The 19,928-nt window shown below is 40.4% G+C and carries 18 protein-coding genes; 10 read left to right on the forward strand and 8 right to left on the reverse strand.

What is annotated here, in order from left to right:
- Window positions 1-95 precede the first annotated feature (95 nt).
- Window positions 96-2,396: a GumC family protein gene (locus tag PL8927_RS06155; protein ID WP_083618649.1), complete on the forward strand. Its 2,301-nt coding sequence runs from the start codon at window positions 96-98 to the stop codon at window positions 2,394-2,396.
- A gap of 76 nt (window positions 2,397-2,472) precedes the next feature.
- Here PL8927_RS06155 and argJ read toward each other — a convergent pair whose 3' ends face one another.
- From argJ to PL8927_RS06185, 6 genes are all read right to left on the reverse strand, one after another.
- The gene (argJ, locus tag PL8927_RS06160) at window positions 2,473-3,714 is read right to left on the reverse strand and encodes a bifunctional ornithine acetyltransferase/N-acetylglutamate synthase (protein ID WP_083618651.1); all 1,242 of its coding nucleotides are present in this window, start codon (window positions 3,712-3,714) and stop codon (window positions 2,473-2,475) included.
- Between the two features lie 173 nt (window positions 3,715-3,887).
- Window positions 3,888-4,079, reverse strand: a complete 192-nt coding sequence (locus tag PL8927_RS06165) for a hypothetical protein (RefSeq protein ID WP_083618653.1) — start codon at window positions 4,077-4,079, stop codon at window positions 3,888-3,890.
- Between the two features lie 64 nt (window positions 4,080-4,143).
- On the reverse strand, window positions 4,144-4,335 hold the full coding sequence (locus PL8927_RS06170) for a hypothetical protein (RefSeq protein ID WP_083618655.1): 192 nt from the start codon (window positions 4,333-4,335) through the stop codon (window positions 4,144-4,146).
- A gap of 82 nt (window positions 4,336-4,417) precedes the next feature.
- The gene (locus PL8927_RS06175) at window positions 4,418-4,609 is read right to left on the reverse strand and encodes a hypothetical protein (RefSeq protein ID WP_083618657.1); all 192 of its coding nucleotides are present in this window, start codon (window positions 4,607-4,609) and stop codon (window positions 4,418-4,420) included.
- Between the two features lie 307 nt (window positions 4,610-4,916).
- Entirely contained in the window at window positions 4,917-6,509 is a 1,593-nt protein-coding gene (locus PL8927_RS06180; RefSeq protein ID WP_083618661.1) for a glycoside hydrolase family 57 protein, read from the reverse strand.
- Window positions 6,510-6,922: 413 nt separating this feature from the next.
- Window positions 6,923-7,621: a pirin family protein gene (locus PL8927_RS06185; RefSeq protein ID WP_083618663.1), complete on the reverse strand. Its 699-nt coding sequence runs from the start codon at window positions 7,619-7,621 to the stop codon at window positions 6,923-6,925.
- Between the two features lie 96 nt (window positions 7,622-7,717).
- Between PL8927_RS06185 and PL8927_RS06190 the strand changes: the two genes are divergently transcribed.
- A complete protein-coding gene (locus PL8927_RS06190) occupies window positions 7,718-8,044 on the forward strand; it encodes a winged helix-turn-helix transcriptional regulator (protein ID WP_083618665.1) in 327 nt (108 codons plus the stop codon).
- A 389-nt stretch (window positions 8,045-8,433) separates the two neighbouring features.
- Here PL8927_RS06190 and PL8927_RS06195 read toward each other — a convergent pair whose 3' ends face one another.
- The gene (locus PL8927_RS06195; RefSeq protein WP_083618667.1) at window positions 8,434-10,434 is read right to left on the reverse strand and encodes an ATP-binding protein; all 2,001 of its coding nucleotides are present in this window, start codon (window positions 10,432-10,434) and stop codon (window positions 8,434-8,436) included.
- Window positions 10,435-10,439: 5 nt separating this feature from the next.
- Window positions 10,440-11,375 (reverse strand): phosphate/phosphite/phosphonate ABC transporter substrate-binding protein, encoded by a 936-nt coding sequence (locus PL8927_RS06200; RefSeq protein WP_083618668.1) that lies wholly within the window; start codon window positions 11,373-11,375, stop codon window positions 10,440-10,442.
- 590 nt (window positions 11,376-11,965) lie between these two features.
- Here PL8927_RS06200 and PL8927_RS06205 point away from each other — a divergent pair.
- From PL8927_RS06205 to PL8927_RS06240, 8 genes are all read left to right on the forward strand, one after another.
- Window positions 11,966-13,738, forward strand: coding sequence for a choice-of-anchor I family protein (locus tag PL8927_RS06205; RefSeq protein ID WP_083618670.1), 1,773 nt, complete (start codon window positions 11,966-11,968; stop codon window positions 13,736-13,738).
- Window positions 13,739-14,023: 285 nt separating this feature from the next.
- Entirely contained in the window at window positions 14,024-14,296 is a 273-nt protein-coding gene (locus PL8927_RS06210) for a hypothetical protein (protein ID WP_083618672.1), read from the forward strand.
- Window positions 14,280-14,705, forward strand: coding sequence for a type II toxin-antitoxin system VapC family toxin (locus PL8927_RS06215; protein ID WP_083618673.1), 426 nt, complete (start codon window positions 14,280-14,282; stop codon window positions 14,703-14,705). The genes PL8927_RS06210 and PL8927_RS06215 overlap by 17 nt, the downstream gene beginning before the upstream one ends.
- A 192-nt stretch (window positions 14,706-14,897) precedes the next feature.
- Complete coding sequence (locus PL8927_RS06220) at window positions 14,898-15,857, forward strand: glycosyltransferase family 2 protein (RefSeq protein ID WP_083618675.1); 960 nt, start codon at window positions 14,898-14,900, stop codon at window positions 15,855-15,857.
- 53 nt (window positions 15,858-15,910) lie between these two features.
- Window positions 15,911-17,236, forward strand: a complete 1,326-nt coding sequence (locus PL8927_RS06225) for a nucleotide sugar dehydrogenase (protein WP_083618677.1) — start codon at window positions 15,911-15,913, stop codon at window positions 17,234-17,236.
- Complete coding sequence (locus PL8927_RS06230) at window positions 17,233-18,177, forward strand: Gfo/Idh/MocA family protein (RefSeq protein WP_083618679.1); 945 nt, start codon at window positions 17,233-17,235, stop codon at window positions 18,175-18,177. The genes PL8927_RS06225 and PL8927_RS06230 overlap by 4 nt, the downstream gene beginning before the upstream one ends.
- Window positions 18,170-18,748 (forward strand): acyltransferase, encoded by a 579-nt coding sequence (locus PL8927_RS06235; RefSeq protein ID WP_083618681.1) that lies wholly within the window; start codon window positions 18,170-18,172, stop codon window positions 18,746-18,748. The genes PL8927_RS06230 and PL8927_RS06235 overlap by 8 nt, the downstream gene beginning before the upstream one ends.
- An 18-nt stretch (window positions 18,749-18,766) precedes the next feature.
- Window positions 18,767-19,870, forward strand: a complete 1,104-nt coding sequence (locus tag PL8927_RS06240; RefSeq protein WP_083618683.1) for a DegT/DnrJ/EryC1/StrS family aminotransferase — start codon at window positions 18,767-18,769, stop codon at window positions 19,868-19,870.
- Window positions 19,871-19,928 lie beyond the last annotated feature (58 nt).

Genomic DNA, 19,928 nt, shown 5'->3' on the forward strand with positions numbered 1-19,928 from the left:
ACCCGAAACCCGAAACCCGAAACCTGAAACCTGAAACCTGTTGTAGCATCTTAGAAGGGTTAAGGTTAGAATCGTAACAGGGGTATTAAATCACTATGTCACAAGAAATCCAAGTTTTTGAAGACCCACAACAGACAACGGAGCCGAAAAAGAGCAGTCCCGGTATCCGTCCGATTTTGCGGACATTACAACGCAAGGCGATTCTAATTATTGGGATGGCAGGAATAACCACTATAGCGGCTTTACCCTTTATCGGTGAGGCAGAACCTCCCATTTATAAAGGGAATTTTCAACTGTTAGTTGAACCTGTAACCAGTGAACAGAAATTAGCCGATCCATTAACGTTCACTCGTTCCGATGGACAAGTCAGCGATCAATTCTTCAACCTAGATTACCCCACTCAAATCCGAATTTTAACCAGTCCTGGAATTTTAAATAGCATTTTTGAACAAATTAAAACTCGCTATCCTACGTTTAAGGTAGTTGATTTATCGGATAGGTTAAAGTTGCGGAGGGTTTCTGAAGGTTCAGGTCGCACGGATCAAACCAAAATTATAGAAGTTTCTTATAGTGGGGCAGACCAGAATGAAATCTTATTTGTGTTACAAAAAACTGCTGAAAAGTATTTAAAGTATAGTTTGGATGAACGAAAAACTCGGATTAGTCAGGGGGTAACGTTCATTGATGAGCAAATACCTCTGTTACAAAAACGAGTTGATGAGGATCGAGGAAGACTTCAGAAGATTCAACAGCAGTATGAGTTACTTGACCCGATTGCAGGGGGACAAGTATTATATGATCAAATTCGCACTCTGGAAACTCAGAGCCAGGAAACAGAAAGACAGCTTCAAGAATTGAGAGCGTTATATCAACATCTGCAAACACAATTATCATTCAGTCCTGATGAAGCTGTAGCGGCATCTGCTTTAAGTGAAAGTCCCTTCCGTAGACAAATTTTGGATGGTTTAATGAATGTTGAAACTCAAATTGCCATTCAATCTGCAACCTTCAGTTCTAATAGTCCAGAAGTTCAACAATTAAAGGAACAACAAGCAAATTTATTGAATTTATTAGAACAAGAGAATAAAAAGATTTTAGGAGGGAAAGTATCACAATTGCAAAATAATTCTTCCATCCTGTCTTTTCAAACTTCTATTCGTCAAAAATTAATTGGACAACTTGTAGATACAGATAATCAAATTAAGCCTTTAGAAGTTCGGTTACAAGGATTGAATAATGCACTGAATACCTTCACTCAACAAGCTCAAGTTTTTCCGGGTGTAGCGCGGGAATATAATGAAATTCAACAACAGCTTGACTTAACCAATAAACGGCTCAATTTATTTTTAGATGAACGTGAAAAATTAAGAATTGAAGCGGCCCAAAATAACGTTCCCTGGGAAATCATTTCTAAACCTCATATTCTTTTTAACCCTCAAGGAGAGCCGATTGCTACATATTCTGAAAGTCCAAAGAAAAAATTAGTCATGATATTCGGTGTAGTAATAGTATTGGGATCTCTATTATCCATCCTATTGGAACGAATTCGCAATATCTTTTTTACTAGCTCTGATATAACCGATCTGATTCAAGTTCCTATGTTAGGAGAAATTCCTCGCCATCATAATTTTTTACCCCCTTCTAATCTTCTAGGAGACAAGAGTTTAGACACATCGAAATTAACAAAATCTCACCGTCGTGCGTTAGAAAAAATGGCTCAATTCTTGAGTGCTTTTGATACCATTTACGCAAATATTCGATTTTTATATGCCGATTCTTTAATTCGCTCTATTGGGATTTATTCGGCGGAATCTAAGGATGGTAAATCAACAATTGCCTTACACTTAGCGCAGACAATTGCTAACATGGGACAGCGTGTGTTGTTAGTGGATGCTAATTTACGTTATCCCCAACTTCATGCAGTTTTAGGAGTGTCTAATCAAAAAGGACTCAGCGATTTATTAACGAAAAAAGCCAATCCAAATTCAGTTATTCAAAGAACTCCTCTATCAGAAAATCTATTTATTTTAACCGCAGGAGTGACCTATGCGAATACCTTTAAGTTACTGGCTTCGGAACAAATGCAACAAATTGTTGAGTCTCTGCAATCCTCTTATGATTTAGTGATTTATGATACGCCAGAATTGCATCAATATAACGATGCTATTTTCTTAGCTGAATATTTAGATGGTCTGGTTTTAGTGGCTGCTGTTAATAAAACCCATAAAACAGTTTTCCAAAAAACCCTGGATCAACTTAATACCTATCGGATGCCTTGTATTGGTGTCATTGTCAATAATCTGCAACTGAATTCTTCGATCACTTATCCCTTTTACTTAACACAATCTCGTAAACTTCCCGACACCGTGACTGTCAGTAATTCAGTAATTCAGTAATTAGTAATCAGTAATTTCTTGTTTGTTGACTGTTAACCGTTAACAGTCAACAGTCAACAGTCAACAGTCAACCGATTTAAGTTGTGTATTCAGCGTTAATTTTTACATAGTCATAACTTAAATCGCATCCCCAGGCTTTACCTGTACCAGGGCCATCGCCAATTTTGACAGAAATTAAAACAGTATCTTCTTTAAGATATTCTCCGGTTGGTGCTTTCTTTAAATATTCGTTAGCTGCATGGCGATCAAACCCTAAAGGTTGACCCTGCTGCATTAACAGAAAATCCCCTAATTTAATTTCTAAATTATTCTGATCAAAATGGACTCCTGCCCGTCCAGCAGCCCCGGCAATTCTTCCCCAGTTAGGATCACGACCAAAAATTGCCGACTTCACCAAAGAAGAACCCACAATAGTTTTAGCAACTTTACTCGCCGAAGCTTCATCAGGCGCACCGTTCACTTGAACTTCAATTAAACAGGTAGCACCTTCTCCATCCCGGGCGATCGCTTTTGCCAAATATTCACAAACCGCCGTTAACATCGCTTCTAATTTTTCGGCTTCTGGGCCCATTGCGGTAATAGCAGGAGTCCGAGATGCACCATTCGCCAAAGCAATTAAAGAATCGTTGGTACTCGTATCCCCATCAACGGTAACTTGGTTAAAACTGCGGTTAGCAGCACGAGTTAACATTTCTTGCCACAAAGGAGGAGAAACCGCAGCATCGCAGGTGACAAAGGCTAACATCGTGGCCATATTCGGGTGAATCATTCCCGACCCTTTACAAATTCCCCCCACTCTCACGGGACGATCCCCAAACATTGTTTCTAAAGCAATAGTTTTCGGTACTAAGTCCGTTGTCATGATGGCTTTCGATGCGGCTGCGTTCCCGTTTTCTGACAATTCTGCCACTAATTGAGGAATTCCCGCTTTGAGTATATCCATTTTGATCCGTTGACCGATCACTCCGGTGGAGGCGAGTAAGATTGATTCCGGTGCAATATTGAGGACATTAGCTAAGGCTTGGGCTGATTCTACCGCATCTGTCCAACCGGCGGCTCCTGTGGCGGCATTGGCTTGTCCTGAATTACATAAAATTGCTTTAGCACTGGGTTTGGCTTGCAGTTGTTGACGGCAATAGTCCACACAGGCGGCTCTAACTTGACTTGTGGTAAATACCCCCGCCGCGATCGCATCCACATCAGACACAATTAAGGCTAAATCGGGTAATCCTGACGGCTTTAATCCGGCGGTAATTCCTGATGCTCGATATCCTCTCGGTGCAGTAATTCCACCCTCAATAACTGTCCAATCTGACATGATTTCCCCTTCCACTTCCAATCTTATAAGGGGGATTATATCAAGAAGTTAGGAATCAACCGTCAACAGTCAACAATTAACCGTCAACCCTAAAAAAATATCCCCACTTGCTGAAGCAAAGCGGGGCATTGATACATTCATGGTAAATTCAGGGTTATTTAACAACAACTCAATTAACTCATGGATGATCCACTGCGATCATAGTTGGTCACACTTGCTGTGGGTTTACCTTGAATTGTTGTCCGATAATCTCCAGGTTCAATGCCAACTTCATCCCCAACCCGATTGAGTAAAGATTGTTGACGATTTTTGATTAATTGATGGTGGCGCATCATCAAAGAGCGAGCTTGATCTTGAGTATTCATAGTTTGATTTTCCTTTGTTTAAAATTGAATGTTTTATTGATTTGAAAAGCAGTCAGGTTTCAACTTAGCTCATCGTCGCATTGCTACGTTCATAATTATTTGTAGCATTGGAATTAGGTTTACCTTGAATCATTGAGCAATCACCCGGTTCGGCTCCCACTTCATCCGCAACCCGATTCAGCATCGATTGTTGACGATTTTTAATCAATTTGTGGTGACGCATCATTAAAGCACGAGCTTGATCTTGAGTATCCATAATTTGCTTCTCCTGTTGTTTGTCTTACAAGTTAAAGTCAGTTAAAGGGAAATATTAAGAAAGATTAAAATTCTTAACCCAACTAGCTCATTGTGGCGTTGCTGCGATCATAGTTGCTTGCAGAATGAGCACTAGGTTTACCTTGAATTGTGCTTCCATCACCGGGTTCTACTCCCACTTCATCTGCAACTCGGTTCAGCAAGGACTGTTGACGATTTTTGATTGTGTGGTGATGACGCATCATTAAGGCGCGAGCTTGATCTTGAGTAGCCATGAGTTTGTCCTCCTAAGTGATTAGCCTCAAAAAGAAAAGGCTGTTTTGGTCTTCAACTTTTAATATACCAGAAGATTCTGTATTCTATTTTACAAAATGCCCTAACTTAACAAAAATTTACATTATTCTTAGAATTCACAAATATAGCGGAGGGAACAGGGAACAGGGAACAGGGAACAGGGGGAGCCTCCTCGCTCGCTGAAACCCGACACCTGAAACCCGACACCCCAGTTAACAGGCAAGATGCCTGTTCCACACACCTGTTAACCGTCAACAGTCAACAGTCAACAGTCAACAGCCAACAATTTCACATCAACGGTCGATAGACGCGAAAATCGATATTGGGGAAGATATTGTCAATGGCTTCGACCTTTTCCAGCCAACCAGAGTCAACTTTGCCAATTTTGATATCCTCGTAGATTTTATTAAATCGCATCAGATGGGAACGGGTACGACGCACGGCGTAGGGAGTCATAGTTCCCGAACTCATGATAAATGCCCAGTCGGAGGACTGTGCTAACAATAATTCTCGCGCCGCTTGATTGAGTGCCCGTAATTCTAGGTCACTGCGGGGTTCTCGACCCGCCATTTTAATCATCCGTTCGGCGGCTTTGTGGAGATGGGGATAAATCCAAGCGTTGGTATGATTGAGCCAATATTCATGGAATCCTTTATATCCCCAACTCGACTGAGCCGGATGACAGACTTGTTGAGTCGGATAGGCTTGAAGATAATCCGCTAAATGGGTCATGGCATAAACCTTTTGATTTTGCCAAGTTTTGCGGAATAATTGATCCAAAAACCAAGGCCCCTCATACCACCAATGTCCGAATAATTCCGCATCGTAGGGAGAAACAATAATCGGCGGACGCTGCATAATTCCATGCAGATGTTCAACTTGGCGCTCACGGTTTAATACAAAATTCGCCGCGTGTTCAGCCGTTTTCAACCTAGCCCAATAGGGGTCATAGAGTTCCTTGTCTCCGAGTCCTAGACCCCGACCTGTAATTTTGTAATACTTAATCCCAGTATTTTTGCGCTGACCATTGGGCATGATATAGGGCTTAATATACTCATATTCCGCTTCCCAGCCCAAATCCTTGTAAAATTCTCGGTATTCCGACGCCCCTGGATAACCCACTTCTGAAGACCAAACTTGCTGAGAAGACTCATTATCCCGTGCAAACACCGCCACACCCGATTCTGTATAGACGGGGGAATAGGTGCCAAAACGGGGACGGGGACGTGCATAGAGAATTCCATGACCATCGGTGAGAAAATAGCGAATTCCAGCATCGGCTAACATTCTTTCTAAGCCATTATAGTAGGCACATTCGGGCAACCAAATTCCACGGGGACGACGGCCAAAGGTATCTTCATAATGTTGACAGGCGACTTCTATTTGTCCCCAAACCGCTTGGGGATACATATTCATCAGAGGTAAATAGCCATGAGTCGCACCGCAGGTGATAATTTCTAAATTATTGCTATCTTGAAATTGCTTAAAAGCTGTGACTAAATCACCGTTGTAGTGATCCCAAAGTTTACGGGCGTTCTGCCATTCTTCAGCATAATGTTCCGCCAGATAACGAAGATGCCCATTTTTTTGATGACGATCGATTTCCTGTTCGATTAAGTCTTGGAGGAGGGTGAGATGTTGATCATAGCGTTCCTGAAGGAGCGGGTCTCGCAACATGGACACCAGAGGAGGAGTTAAACTCATGGTCATTTTGAAATCAATTCCGTCCCGCTTTAACCCTTCAAACATTTGGATTAAGGGGATGTAAGTTTCGGTAATTGCTTCAAATAACCATTCTTCCTCTAATACATAGTCACTTTCAGGATGGCGGACAAAAGGAAGATGGGCATGGAGAACCAGGGCGAGATAGCCAATAGCCATAGGGAGTTAATGGAAATACTAGGTTATCGGAGCTAGATAGATTTACAATATGTTAAGATTTTAAAACGAAAAGGTAAGATCCGAGCCAATAGAATTTTGATTAGCCATTTTAGAGGAATTTTTGTAACTAAGCTACCCCAGGAACTTAAATTTGATCAGTGAAAGTCACTGTGTTGATCCGCAGGTGTTAAATTGAAGGGTTTGGTCAATTGTCATAACATCCGATTGTTTTCCTAACGGTGCGATCGCACCAGGGACAAATCTAACTTTAGACTACATTCAATATTACTGTAAATATAGCGATAAAAAGTTATTAGAGATACGGTTATTTCGCAACCCGTCTGTTAGGGTTTTATGTTTAGTCCCAAACCAGAGTAAAGATGTTCTCACAACACCCTTACTCTGGTAAAAAATTAAGCTAAATCAAACAGCAAGATTTCAGCATCGCTGGAAGCGGTGAGAGTTATTTCAGGTTCTTGAGCGATCGCAACACCATCACCGACTGTTAAAGAGATGTCATTGAGAATTACTTCACCTTTAGCCACTTGTACCCAAGCATAACGTTGAGGAGGGAGGGAATAGGAAATGCGATCGCCCGCTTGCAAAAGGGCCGCATATAAATTAACATCTTGATGGATTTTTACAGCTTGATCAACATCATGAGATGAGGCAATTAATTGTAATTGACCGGGATGTTCTAATAGATTAAAAGATTGCTGTTCATAGTTCGGTGATAAACCTTCAGTATCAGGAATTAGCCAAATTTGTAATAAATGCACCGCCTCAGTTGTAGACGGATTAAATTCACTATGACGAATTCCAGTCCCCGCACTCATGCGTTGAACTTCCCCTCGTTGAATAATAGATCCTGTTCCTAAACTATCTTTATGTTCCAGCGAACCCTGCAAAATATAGGTGATAATTTCCATATCTCGATGGGGATGAGTCGGGAAGCCTTTACCGGGTTGTACCCAATCTTCATTAATTACTCGTAGGGATCTCCATCCCTGATATTGAGGATCATAATAATTCCCAAAGGAAAAACTATGATAACTTTCTAACCAATCAATTTTAATATGTCCTCGTTCTTGAGACTTGCGAACTGTAATCATATTTCTTTTAATTCAACCCTACCCTTTTAATTTAAAGAAAAAACAGTAGAATGGGAAGTACGCACTTTTTCGTTCGTAACGTCCGAACTTGGAACTATGCAAGGGTCTGAACTGCCTTTAAACAAATCAACCTGTCCGGCTGAAATCACTTTAAAAGTGATGAGTGGACGCTGGAAAATTTTAATTATTCAAGAGTTATGGATAGGGGTAAAACGATTTAATCAACTCCAACGTTCTATTCAGGGAATTACCCATAAAATGCTCACAGAACAATTGCGAGAACTAGAAGCAGATGGGATTATTCATCGCCAAATTTATGCTGAAATTCCGCCCAAAGTTGAATATTCATTAACGGAATTAGGGGAAGGATTAAAACCGATTTTAGAACAAATGCACAATTGGGGAAAATCCCCAACCCACTGATAATAGATAGGGATTATTATAATAATTTCAAATCCCAAACTTTTTTGAAATAACAAGCCACCAAAAAGTAATAGTAATCAGTAGGGTGCGTAAGCTCCGCGCACGCACCTCATAACTTTTTGAACTAAACAATAGATTAATACCGTTTTGGCATTTATTCCTGTATTGTTGAAAATTAACTGTACAGACTGGTTTTAGCAGGTTAGAATAAGTTAGAGATTGCTATCAATTTAAAAGTCGCCGAAAACTTCGGGGAAGTCCCAGGGATCAATTCCGTTCCCCATAACTCAAATTCAATACTAAAGCCAGATTGATCCTTTGAATATATCCATCTGATCACCTCTATTCCAAGCTCTTGATTCAACTTGGTATATTAAACTAATGAATAATTATATGTGTCTTCTGTCTCTTGTCTCTTTGAGCGGGTCTTCTGTCTCCTGTTTAGGGGGAATTTCTTCAAGAACTCTAGGTAAGTAAAACGTAAAAGTTGAACCCATATTAATTTCACTGGAAGCGATAATATTTCCTCCCATTAATTCACAAAATCGTTGAGTAATGGACAATCCTAAACCCGTACCCCCATACTTACGAGTTGTAGAATTATCAGCTTGAATAAAAGGTTTAAACACTTTTTCAATTTGTTCAGGTGTCATGCCAATTCCGGTATCAGAAACACTAAATGTGATCCAATCTTCCCCTTTGAAAGAGAGAGCCTGATTAACAGAAGAAGGGAGTAAGCTAGGTTGATGTTGACTCGAAACTTGCTGACTTGAAGAATTAGAGATGCTGAGGGTAATAACTCCTGCTTCTGTAAATTTAGTCGCATTACTTAATAAATTTAATAAAATTTGCTTGACTTTTGTGCGATCTGAAATCATTTTTCCTAAATAATTCGACCCCTTGATAATTAAAGTATTATTATTTTGCTGAATTAAGGGTTGAATTGTAGATTGAACTTCATTAATCAAAGTAGAAAGATCAAAACTCTCTAAATGAACGGTCATCTCTCCTGATTCTAATTTAGAAATATCTAAAATATCTTGAATAATAGCTAATAAGTGCATTCCTGATGTTTTAATTTGTTCTAAATCAGGAACTAAATCCAAATATCCTAAATCCTTAGCATCTTCTTGAAGCAAATCACTATAACCAATAATTGCATTTAAAGGGGTGCGTAATTCATGGCTCATTCGCGCTAAAAATTCACTTTTAGCGTGGTTCGCTGCTTCAGCCACTTCCATCGCTTGCTGCAATTCAATTTGGGCTAATTTACTTTCGGTAATATCCCGAACAATGGCTAAGACTTCTTCCTGACCACTGACCACAATTCGGGCTTCAAAATGACGACGTTTACCTTGAACAAACCATTCATACTCAAAAATCTGTACCGTGTGAGTTTCTAAAGCTGTAGTAACATAGTGAATATAAGTTTGGGCAATATAATCAGGCAGTAAATCATAAACCGTCCGATTCATAAATTTACCCAGCGATCGCAAGAAATGATCGCCTCTGGGAGCCTTAAAATCTAAAAACAGTCCTTCTCGATTAAATCGAAACATCAAATCAGGGATAGCATTTAATAAAGCTCGGTTTTTAGCTTCACTTTGACGTAAATCTTCTGCTCTTAATTCTAAGCTTTTAATTAACTGTTCTTTACTCTGAATTAAATCCCGTAACTGATCCGTCATGCTATTAAATGAATCCGCCAAAACTTTTAATTCATCCTGGCTATTAATCTCAATTTTTCGGCTCAAATCTCCGGCGGCTAATTGTTGTGTTGCTATAGTCATCTGTTGTAAGGGTTCAGTAATGGAACGACTAATAAACAACGCCAAAGACGTTCCTGCACCTGCTGCGATCAACGCAACAATAATCCCTTGAGTGCGAACTTCTTCCATTTTTTTGTATAAAGGAGCCGTTGACAACCCGACACTTACGGCTCCCAAACGTTGACGACCGACCACGACTGCACGACCCGCCAATAATTGATTGGCTTCCCATAGAAAAATCGGCTGATCACTTTGAATTAATTGTTTACCTAACGGATCGGGTTTAATTCCATAGGTCAGAACTGAATTACTATAAGCATCTGCTACAACCCGTCCGTCTTTTTCATAAACTCGACCCGCAACTAAGACATTATTTCGTCCCAATTGCTGCATAATTTCTTCTAAAAAATCCGCATCTAAATTGTAAAGCGGATCGGAAGTCGTAACAGCTAAAGTATTAAGTAAAAGTTCAGCTTGTTGTTCCAGTTCTTGGCGAAACGTTTGTTGTTGACGGTGCAGTGAAAGCCAAGTGACACCCGCCACCGCCACAATTACCAAACTGGTCATAGCTACCGAAAGTTTTGTGGCTAATGATAATCGTTTGTGTCGGAATTGGAGCATCCAACTCACCTGTTTTGAACTTGTTCATATAATTCTTGCATTCTGGCGATGTCTTTTTGGGTTGGGAAAGCATCAAACTTAGCCGTTTCCTCAAACTGTTCTAAGACAGCCTTTCCTTCAGGGGTTTGATCCATAGCTACCATAATCTGTTTAATGGCTTCCACCTGTTCAGGAGGTAAACCGGATCGAATTAAAACAACGTGTCTCGCCACTTCTTCCGTTTCCCCTAAAATCACCATCGCATTGCGACTTTGTTCGGGAATATCTAAATAACTGCGATGATCAACCGCCGCCGCATCGACTTTACCGCTAATCACCCATTGAATATTATTTTGATCATCTTGACTAAAAACATACCCCACTTCATCACTTGCGACTTCATCAGTGGTAGAGTCCTTCCCCTTGAGTTTCAAACCCTTTTCCTTGAGGTAAACAAAGGGTAAAACAAATCCAGAGGTTGAAGTGACATCATCAAAAGCCATCATTCTTCCCTTTAAGTCTTCGGGGCGTTCAATCCCTGTATCTTTTAGGGAAAAAATAATCGTGCGATAGATAGCATCTCCTCCCTTCCAACGTCGCAGAATGGCTTGAGCACCGGATTTGTTGGTCGCAATCATCGCCGGATAGGGGCTATCAAAGTAGAGATCGACTTGGCCAGACTTGAGAAATTCCGCCATTGTTCCCACATCGGGTGCGACTTTAACTTCCCCCACACCAATCCCGAATTGAGATAAGTGTGCTGCTAAATAGTCCGCTAAAGGTTGATAGCGGGTAATTTTTTTAGCGGGTTGGTTCGTTACATCCCCAATCACCAGGGTTTTTGTACCTGTAGGAGTCGCTGTTGGTGTCATCGCCGAGGGGGTCGGTGAAGTCTGAGTGCAAGCAACCGTAAGGGTTACAACACCCAGAAGTAAGAGGTTTCCCAAAATTTTATTCAACATGATCTATGACTCTCTCAAGGAGATCTACTAGGGGGAAGTTCTCTGTATTTCTTGATTTCTTGACGATTGCACCTGAGTTCACTAGACGAAATTTGACCCTGGGGTAGATGCCAAAAGCCACCAGTAGAGGCTTAGTCCTGAATTGAAATCATACAGCGATGATTTTTGTCAAGATACAGAACTCTCGAACAGAGGCTTGTCCTGAAATTGCAACTTATCCGTGATTTTAACAAACTCTGAACCCCTTGTCTGTATTAATACGGAGTCATGCAATCCGAAAATTTACAGGAGATAATCGGAATTTTGAAGATCTTTTTTAAAGATTTCGTAAAAACATCCGTATTTTCTCTGATCAAAACTTGTCTTTTTTTCCCAGCCATGTAAGAATTCCGAATATTTACCGAAAATTAATTGATCAGCAAGTCCTTGTGAATTGTCCTCGCTCAGGGTTTGAGATGCACCCTAATCTGTTGCTAGATCAGCCCTTTTTCGAGGAATAAATGAGTTTAATCTTAGAGTTAAACCCGATATAAGCAAGGATACTGAACATTAATTCTTCCCAGAATTTAATATCAGGAGACAATGGATTTATGTTAAACAATCAGGGTCAAAGCATCGGTTTTATCAAGACGCAACACTGGATCAATTTAGTTCTTCCCTCAACTTTCTTTTTCAGTTTGATGGCTACGCCTGCAATGGCTATTAAATTACAACCCTTGGGAACCTACTCAACCGGAATTTTTGATGATGGAGCTTCATTAATCTCTTCCTTTGATCCCGAATCAGCCAATTTATTTGTTATGAATCAGAGTACCGATTCTATTGACATTCTCAATATCCAAGATCCCACCAATCCTTTACTTCAGCAAAGTATTGATGTCACCCTGTTTGATCCTTCCTTTGGGACTGTTTTGAGTGTTAACCAAACCAGCTACAATAATAGAAGTTTATTTGCGGTATCCGTTAAAAATGTGGATACTCAAAGCCCTGGAAGCTTACTGTTTTTTAATCCTGATGGTAGTTTATTTAACGGAAATTTAAGCAATTCTTCCATACAGGTTGGTGCGTTACCCGATACTTTAACCTTTACTCCAGATGGGAAAAAAATATTAGTAGCAAATGAAGGAGAGGCTAACTATGAAACTAACGTCAACCCAGAAGGTTCTGTGAGTTTAATCGACTTAGAAAAACTATTTTTAGGGGAAAGTCCGACTGAGAAATTGATTGGTTTAACGGATTTTAATATTGGCGGATCAAAAAACGATAAACTTGGAGAAAATGTGCGGATTTTTGGGCCAGAGGGGATCACCGTTGCTCAGTCCCTAGAACCCGAATATATTACTGTTTCTGACGATGGAACTAAAGCTTGGGTGACCTTCCAAGAAAATAATGCTTTAGGTTTATTAGATCTAATCAGCGAAGAATTTACTGAGATTGTTGGATTAGGATTTAAAGATCACAGCCTACCCGGAAATGATTTAGATGTTAGTGATAAAGATGATGCCATTAATATCACCAACTATTCCAATCTCTATGGGATGTATCAACCTGATGAAATTAAATCCTATAGCGTGGGTGACAAAACCTATTTAGTCACAGCGAATGAAGGTTCTAGTATTGATGAAGATGGGTTTAGTGAAGAAGTCCGGGTTGCAGATTTAGTTCTTGATCCAACCGCATTTCCCAATGCAGCAGAACTACAAAAAAAGAAAAATTTAGGTCGTTTGATTGTAAGTAATCAAATGGGAGATACGGATGGGGATGGAGACTATGATGAACTTTATACTTTTGGGGGTCGTAGTTTTTCGATTTTGGATGAGAAAGGCAATTTAGTCTTTGATAGTGGCGATCAGTTTGAAAAAATCACAGCCGATTTATATCCAAAGTTTTTCAACTCTGATAACACAGAAAATAATTTTGATAGTCGCAGTGATGCCAAAGGGCCGGAACCAGAAGGGGTAACAATTGGAAAAATTAATGGTCGCACCTATGCGTTTATTGGTTTAGAACGTATCAGTGGGGTGATGATTTATGATATTACTGATCCCTTGAATCCTTTCTTTGTTAACTATTCTAATAATCGCAACTTTAATGTTGCTTTCGATGTTAATGAAGATGGAGATCCTATCCCAACCCCAGAACAATTATTAGCTGTTGGCGATCTCGGTACTGAAGGTCTATTGTTTATTTCGGCGGAAGATAGTCCCACCGGAAAACCTCTAGTTGTCACCGCCAATGAAGTCAGTGGAACGACAACAATTAATGCTGTTGTTCCTGAACCGGGAACGATTTTAGGGTTATTAACTTCGGGTGTTTTAGGGGGATTATTCCTGAAACGCAAACGTTTAGGAAATGTCGCTTAACAAGCGGTGTTTCAGAAAAGGGATAAGATCTAGCTTCGAGTAGATTTTATCCCTTTTTCAGATAAAGAGTTTCACTATATTTTATGATTTAGTTAAACAGAAGTATAATTATATTAAATATTAAAGGCTAATTAGATGCCTAGAGTCAGTGTAATTATTCCGACTTATAATTGCGATCGCTTTTTTCGGTGAAGCGTTTGTATGTTAACATCAAGGATAGGATTCTCTGTCTAAGTCTGGGCAGGGATTGTTTCTCGGTCTAACTCCCATGGGAGAGGGGGCTTTATGCAGTCAATTAGGGGTATTTTTAAAGATGGGGTAGTTCATCCCAGTGAACAAGTTTCTTATGGCGAATTTCACCCAGTTATTATAACTTTCTTGGATACACCGACAACTGCTACAACAGTAAGTGTATCATCGGATGAATCTGAATCTGGGTGGGACAGGTTGTTATCGGTTATAGAAGATTGTCAAATGGAAACGGGAATACCTGATTTAGCAGATCAACACGATCATTATTTGTATGGTACACCTAAGCACGATGATCAAGGGACATAAAGTTTTTGTCGATACATCGGCTTGGATAGCTTTGATTAATCAGAGTGATCATCTCGCGGCTCAATCTGAACAAATTCTGTTGAAACTTAAGCAACAGAAGATTACTTTAGTGACAACAGAGTTTGTTTTGTTAGAAGTGGCTGATGCTTTATGCAGTACGAATTTGCGCCAGAAAACTTATGCTTATATTAATGGGATTAAAAAGGCGACCGATGTGATTCAAGTTATCCCTTTAGATCCAAATTTGTTGGACAAGGGTTGGGCGATTTACCATCAGTATTCTGACAAAGATTGGGGGCTAACTGATTGTATTAGTTTTGTTGTGATGAGGCAAGAAGGTATTACTGATGCGTTTACATCTGATCGACATTTTGAGCAAGCTGGATTTACTAAATTAATAGTGACTTAGGGCTAATTTGGACAGCCTGTTGATCAGCTAATAGTGGCTTGATTTAGTCAGCTACATCTTCCTAAATATACTTTGGTCAGGGGGGGTTTATCTTTTGGAGCGATCGCATTTATAATAAAATTTTGAACAATTATTAGAGAATAACTGGTATCCCATAAATAATTTAAACCGGATTAATTAACAGCAATTTTAATGGCTAGAGTCAGTGTAATTATTCCGACTTATAATTGCGATCGCTTTCTTCCTGAAGCGATTGACAGTGTTTTAATGCAAACCTACCAAGATTATGAAATTATTGTTATTGATGATGGTTCAATGGATGAAACTTGTCAAGTTTTAGAACATTACTCAAATAAAATTAGATATTTTTATCAACAGAATCAAGGTTCGGCTGTCGCTCGTAATTTAGGGATTAAAAAAGCTCAGGGTGAATTTATTGCTTTTTTGGATGCGGATGATTTTTGGATTTTACCGGAAAAGTTAGCAGAACAAGTGAATTGTTTTGAGCAACAGCCTAGTTTGGGAAGTGTGCATACAGGCTGGCGAATTGTGGATGGAGGAGGTGAGAAAATTATTGATGTGGAACCTTGGCATGATGTTCCTGATCTGAATTTAGAAAGTTGGTTAATGTATAAACCTGTAAAAACCAGTGGAATCATGATTCGTCAAGGCTGGTTACAACAGGTGGGGGGGTTTGATGGGGAGTTACGACAATCCCATGATGTTGATTTAGTGTTGCGTTTGGGGTTAATGGGGTGTGAAGCGGCTTGGTGGCCGCGGGTGGCGGTAGGTTATCGCAGGTATCAGGGGAACACGACTAGAAACACTAAAACTCAAGGTGAATGTTTGGTGAAGGTGTTGGACAAGTTTTTTGCTCAATGCAATTTACCCGAACACATTCAAAAAATGGAATCTCAAGTGCGTTATCATACTTTGATATGGTTGGCTTGGTATCATTACGACAGGGGGTTATATGAGGAAATGGCTCGATTTCTGGATGGGTCTTTGGAATATACTCCTTACTACAGAGTAGAAACTATTTCAGATTGGGTAGAGCAGTTCAAAAAGTTTTCAGTTCAAAATCGCTTGAGTTTGGATATTTGTTTTTTGACGGATTTACCTGAATGGCAGGGATTAATATATGAGCCGTAATTGTATGAGCTCGTAGGCAAAATTCTCAAAATATAATCAGTTTCTAACAAATTATGGAAAAAACAACAATAGCACTTCAGCTTAAAGAGAAGATAAAAAATCATACTGCTATTGTCGCAGTGGTGGGTTTAGGATACGTTGGTTTACCTTTTGCCGTCGAAAAAGCAAAAGTCGGGTTTCGGGTGCTGGGTATAGAGCAGAACCCAGTCAGAGCCGAACAAATTAACAATGGTGAGAACTATATTAGTGATGTCAAAGATGAGGATTTAAATGAGGTTGTCAATAACGGCAAATTCCAAGCGGTTACTAATTTTGAGCGAGTTTCAGAGGCTGATGTTATCGTAATTTGTGTGCCAACACCTTTAACTAAGAACTTGACTCCCAACTTGAGTTACATCGAAAGTGTTACTGCTGAAATTGCTAATCATTTACGACCGGGACAGCTTGTCACACTAGAGTCTACAACCTATCCCGGGACTACGGATGAGGTGATGTTGCCAATTTTAGAGCAGGTGAGTGGACTTGAAGAAGGCAAGGATTTTTTTCTGGCATACTCTCCTGAAAGAGTAGATCCTGGAAACAAGCGATATACAACTCGCAATACCAATAAAGTCGTAGGAGCATCTCATCCAGTTTCTTTGGAAGTTGCAACTTTGTTTTACAGACAAACTATTCTTCATGTTGTACCTGTTAGTAGTGCTAAAGCTGCGGAATTAGTTAAGGTATTTGAAAATACTTTTAGGGCAGTTAATATTGCCTTAGTCAATGAGTTGACTATATTGTGCGATTGTATGAACCTGAATGTCTGGGAAGTCTTAGACGCCGCTAATACCAAACCTTTTGGCATCATGCCATTTTATCCAGGGCCAGGAGTAGGAGGTCATTGTATTCCTCTTGACCCCCACTATTTAGAGTGGAAAGCCAAGGAGTTTAATTTTAATACTCACTTCATTGCTTTAGCAGGAGAAGTTAATCGGAAAATGCCCCAGTTTGTCAGGGAGAAAACCTGGCGGGTTCTAAATCAAAAAGGTATTGCACCGAGTCGAGCAAACATTTTGGTGATGGGAGTCGCGTATAAAAAAGACTTGGGAGACTGGCGGGAGTCCCCATCGGTTGAGGTGATTGAATTGTTGTTAAAAGATGGGGTTGAGGTAATTTACCATGATCCTTATGTAACAAATTTGTCAGTTGGGGGTTTTGATTTGGCTTCGGTTGAATTAACAGATAGAACAATTGAGTCTGCGGATTTGGTGTTAATTAGTACAGATCATACTGAGATTGATTATGTTAATTTGATAGATAAAGCCCAAATTATTCTTGATACTCGGGGTGTGACTCGACATTTAGACTGTAATCAAGCAAAGGTGGTTTTACTGTGACTCAAGTAATAGTTGTTGGTGCGGGAAATTGGGGACGAAATTTAGTTCGCAATTTTTATGAGTTGGGAGCATTGGCTGGAGTGGTAGAAATGGATGCTAGTTTGCGAGAAAAGGTGGTTGCTAGTTATCCCGATGTATCGGTTTATCAAGATTATCAGCAAGCCTTAGCAACGGATATATCTGCATTTGTTTTTGCTACTCCGGCTCCGAGTCACTATAAACTGGCAATGATGGCTTTGGAGGCGGGTAAGGATGTGTTTGTAGAAAAGCCGATGACTTTGCGAACTGATGAAGCGCGGAGTTTGGCTGAGTTTGCAAACAGGGAATCTCGAATTTTGATGGTAGGTCATTTGTTACTGTATCAGCCTGCTATTAGTTGGATGCGGGATTATTTAGCAACAGGTAAGGCGGGAAATGTGTTTCATGTGGCGACTCAGCGGCTCAAGTTGGGTAAGGTGCGTCGGGAGGAGAATGTCTGGTGGTCTTTTGCGCCCCATGACATTTCAGTAATCTTGGAGTTATTGGGAAAACCCCAGTTACAAGGGGTGACGGCTAGTGGTCATGCCATGTTGCAACCTGGAATTGAGGATAATGTTCACGTTGATTTAGTTTTTGCGGGAGGCCAAACGGCTCATGTCCACTGTTCTTGGTATTGGCCTTTGTTAGCTAGGAATACCGTGGTGATTGGAGATAAGCAAATGTTGGTTTATGATGAGGTATTGCAAAAAATCACGATTTATGATAGGGGGGTTGATGAGGATTTCAATAATCGAGATGGCGGCAGTGAGGTGGTGGAAGTGGCGGACTCTCAGCCTTTGAGGATTGAGTGTCAGCATTTCTTAGATTGTGTGAAAACTCGTCAACGTCCCCTGTCCGATGGTTGGAATGGGGTGGCGGTAGTGGAAATTTTAGAGAAAGCTACGGAGTTATTAAATGGCTGAGTATTTTGTCCATGAATCTGCTTATGTGGACGATGGAGCAGAAATAGGAGAAGGAACTAAAATTTGGCATTTTTGTCATGTTATGGGCAAAGCCAAAATTGGTAAAAACTGTTCTTTTGGGCAGAATGTTTTGGTATCTAATAATGTAGTTATTGGGGATGGATGCAAAATTCAGAATAATGTGTCCCTTTATGAGGGTGTAGTTCTGGAAGATTATGTTTTTTGTGGCCCCAGTATGGTATTTACCAATATTAAAACGCCACGTTCTGAGTTTCCTCGCAATACCAGTAATGATTATTTAACTACTTTGATCAAACGGGGGGCGAGTATTGGGGCAAATGCCACGATTGTTTGTGGAATTACGTTGCATGAATGTGCATTTGTGGCGGCGGGGGCGGTAGTTACGAAAGATGTTCCCGCTTATGGAATGGTGGCGGGGGTACCTGCTCAACTCATGGGTTGGATGAGTGCTTACGGGGATGTGTTGGAATTTGATGCTCAGGGGTATGCGGTTGATTCCATTGGGGTGAAGTATCAGCAGATTTCTGATGTAGAAGTTAAACAAATTTAAACTAAGGAAAATAAAAAAATGAGTCAGACCAAGATTCCGGTTTTGGATTTAAAACCCCAATACGAAAGTATTAAAGAGGAAGTTCAGGTTGCTATTAATCGGGTGATTGAGTCGGGTCAATTTATTATGGGGCCTGATGTTAAAGCGTTTGAGCAAGAGGTGGCGGCTTATCTGGGGGTGAAGTATGCCATTGGGGTGAATTCGGGTACGGATGCCTTGGTGATTGGTTTACGGGCTGCGGGAATTGGGGAAGGAGATGAAGTGATTACGACTCCTTTTTCTTTTTTTGCGACGGCGGAATCGATTAGTAATTTGGGAGCAAAGGTGGTATTTGCGGATATTGATGGGAATACCTATAATATTGACCCCCAGCAGATTCGGGCTAAGATTAGTTCTCGGACTAAAGCAATCATGCCAGTACATTTATATGGACAACCGGCTGCAATGGGAGAGATTAGGTCTATTGCCCAGGAATACGGTTTGAAGGTGATAGAAGATTGTGCTCAGTCTTTTGGCGCTAAGTATGAGGGTAAGGCGGTGGGTACAATGGGTGATGTGGGTGCTTTTTCGTTTTTCCCGTCTAAGAATTTGGGGGGTTATGGTGATGGGGGAATGATTGTTACGGATGATGAGCAAATTGCGGAAGTTGCTGGGATGTTGCGGGTGCATGGAGCTAAGAAGAAGTATCATAATGAAGTGTTAGGATATAACTCTCGTTTGGATACGATTCAGGCGGCGATTCTGCGGGTGAAGTTGCAATATATTGATCAGTGGAATCAGGGACGTAGGCGGGTAGCTGAGGTTTATAATCGGTTATTGAAGGATGTGGAGGGTTTGGTGACTCCGGGTTTGGTGGAGGGTCATGTGTTTCATCAGTACACAATTAGAGTTACTGGCGGAAAGCGGGATATGGTGCAACAATATTTAACTGAGCAGGGCATTGGCACGATGATCTATTATCCCATACCCCAAGACCAGTTACCTGTTTATAAGGGTCAATATGAGGCTTGTCCAGTTAGTGATGCAGCGGCGCAGGAGGTTTTGAGTTTACCGATTTGGCCGGAGTTGAGGGAGGATGTGATTCAGAAGGTGCTTGAGGAAATAAGAGTAAAAGTTAACTGAGAATCATCTGAATTTGAGAGAGGAGGATAACTAATTTTTTCAATATGATTATCTTACT

The sequence above is a fragment of the Planktothrix serta PCC 8927 genome (assembly GCF_900010725.2).
GTDB lineage: Bacteria > Cyanobacteriota > Cyanobacteriia > Cyanobacteriales > Microcoleaceae > Planktothrix > Planktothrix serta.